This window comes from Leisingera sp. F5 (assembly GCF_001593695.1).
Genome location: NZ_LUKH01000597.1, coordinates 1 through 2,039 on the forward strand (window position 1 = coordinate 1; position 2,039 = coordinate 2,039).

The window sequence follows — 2,039 nt, forward strand, 5'->3', positions numbered from 1 at the left end:
ATGCTGGGCGACGTGCATATTTCCGAGCCCAACGCGCTCATTTGCTTTGCCGGCCCGCGGGTGATTGAGCAGACCATCCGCGAGAAGCTGCCCGAGGGCTTCCAGCGCGCCGAGTATCTTCTGGACCACGGTATGCTGGACCGGGTGATCCCGCGCACCGAAATGCGCGGTGAGCTGATCACCATTATCCGGATGCTGATGGATCTGCCGCCGCAGGTGGTGGGCGATCTGCCCTCGCCGGAAGAGGAAGAGGCCGCCAAGGCCGCAAATGCGCCGGCCGATGGCGTTCCTAGTGAAGAAGCCGCAGAGTAATCCGGTTTAAAAACGCATGGCCGCAAGGCCGGTCAGCGCCCGTCCTTCCCAGGGCGGGCGCTGTTCTTTGCCACCTATGACTATCCTATCTGACAGGACCAGGCTGATGACCCAGACCTCCGACGCGATCCTCGCCCGCATGATGGCGCTGCACCCCAAGATCATCGACCTGACGCTGGATCGGGTCTGGCGGCTGCTGGCGGCGCTGGACAACCCGCAGGACAAGCTGCCGCCGGTGATCCACCTGGCAGGCACCAATGGCAAGGGCTCGACCCAGGCGATGATCCGTGCGGGCCTTGAGGGCATGGGCAAGTCCGTGCACGCCTATACCTCGCCGCATCTGGCCCGCTTTCATGAGCGGATCCGGCTGGCGGGGGAACTGATCTCGGAGCCGCATCTGACGGAGGTGCTGGACGAGTGCTACGCCAAGAATGGCGGCATCGACATCACCTATTTCGAGATCACCACGGTGGCCGGCCTGCTGGCCTTTGCCCGCACGCCTGCAGATTACACGCTGCTGGAAGTCGGTCTGGGCGGGCGTCTGGATGCGACCAATGTGATCACGCCGGAACTGTCGGTGATCACCCCGGTGTCGATCGACCACGAGCAGTTTCTGGGCGACACGCTGGCCAAGATCGCGGCTGAAAAGGCCGGCATCATCAAGCGCGGCGTGCCGGTTGTGGTCGGCCCGCAGCCCGACGAAGCGATGGAAGTGATCGAGGCCACCGCCGCCCGTCTTGGCGCGCCGGTGATTGCCTATGGCCAGCAGTGGCATGTGCATCAGGAACACGGCCGGCTGGTGTTCCAGGATGAAACCGGCCTGCTGGACCTGCCGCTGCCGGCATTGCTGGGGGCGCACCAGGTCCAGAACGCCGGTGCTGCGCTCGCGGCGCTGCGCCATCTGGGCGCGGATGAGGCCGCCTGCGAGGCGGCGATGGTGAACGCCGAATGGCCTGCGCGGATGCAGAAGCTGAAAACCGGCCCGCTGATTGAGACCGCACCGGAGGCAGAGCTGTGGCTGGACGGTGGCCACAACGCGGCGGCGGGCATTGCACTGGCGGATGTGCTGGCAAAGCTGCCGGAGCGCCCGACGCATTTGATCTGCGGTATGCTGAACACCAAGGACGTGAGCGGTTACATGGCGCCGCTGGCACCGCATGTCTCAAGCCTCACCGCCATTTCGATCCCGGATGAGATCAACACGCTGAGCGCCGAAGACACCGAGGCCGCCGCCAAAGCCGTGGGTATCGCGGCAGCAACCGCCGAAAACACCCAGGCTGCCCTGGAGGCGATCCTCGCCAAGGACCCGCAAGCCCGGGTGCTGATCTGCGGTTCTCTGTACCTGGCCGGTCACATCCTGCGCGAAAACGGCTGAGGCTTGCAGCCGCGGCGGGGGAGGCTCACCCGCCCGGCTTCGATCTGGAGATCTCATCCCGTTGGGCCTGGCGCCGCTGTCGCGGCGCGCTGCTTCTTTCTGGTCTTAAATAGCTCGGGGGTGAGGCCGCAAGGCTGAGGGGGCAGCGCCCATTTGCTGCGGCCAGCCGCTAGTCCAGAACGTAGTCCACCGGCTCCAGCTTGGGCGGCACCTCGCGGCCCAAGGCATTGCAGACCGAGATTTCCATCACCCGGCACATGGCGCTGAGCGGCACCGAATTGGCCTGTTTGCGGAACGGGTGCTCCAGCTCATGCGTGACTTCGGCCAGGCCGAAGAACACATAGGCCACTAC

General features: G+C 65.2%; 2 protein-coding genes and 1 pseudogene. 2 read left to right on the top strand and 1 reads right to left on the bottom strand.

Going from position 1 to position 2,039, the window contains the following annotated elements:
- Positions 1–312, top strand: a pseudogene (locus A2I95_RS33690) (acetyl-CoA carboxylase carboxyl transferase subunit beta); the annotation flags it as partial.
- 106 nt (positions 313–418) lie between these two features.
- Entirely contained in the window at positions 419–1,687 is a 1,269-nt protein-coding gene (locus tag A2I95_RS33695) for a folylpolyglutamate synthase/dihydrofolate synthase family protein (protein WP_291736822.1), read from the top strand.
- Positions 1,688–1,856: 169 nt separating this feature from the next.
- On the opposite strand, the gene A2I95_RS33700 is transcribed toward A2I95_RS33695, so the two are convergent.
- The coding region (locus A2I95_RS33700) for a bestrophin family ion channel (RefSeq protein WP_367153192.1) at positions 1,857–2,039 on the bottom strand (183 nt) is incomplete at its 5' end.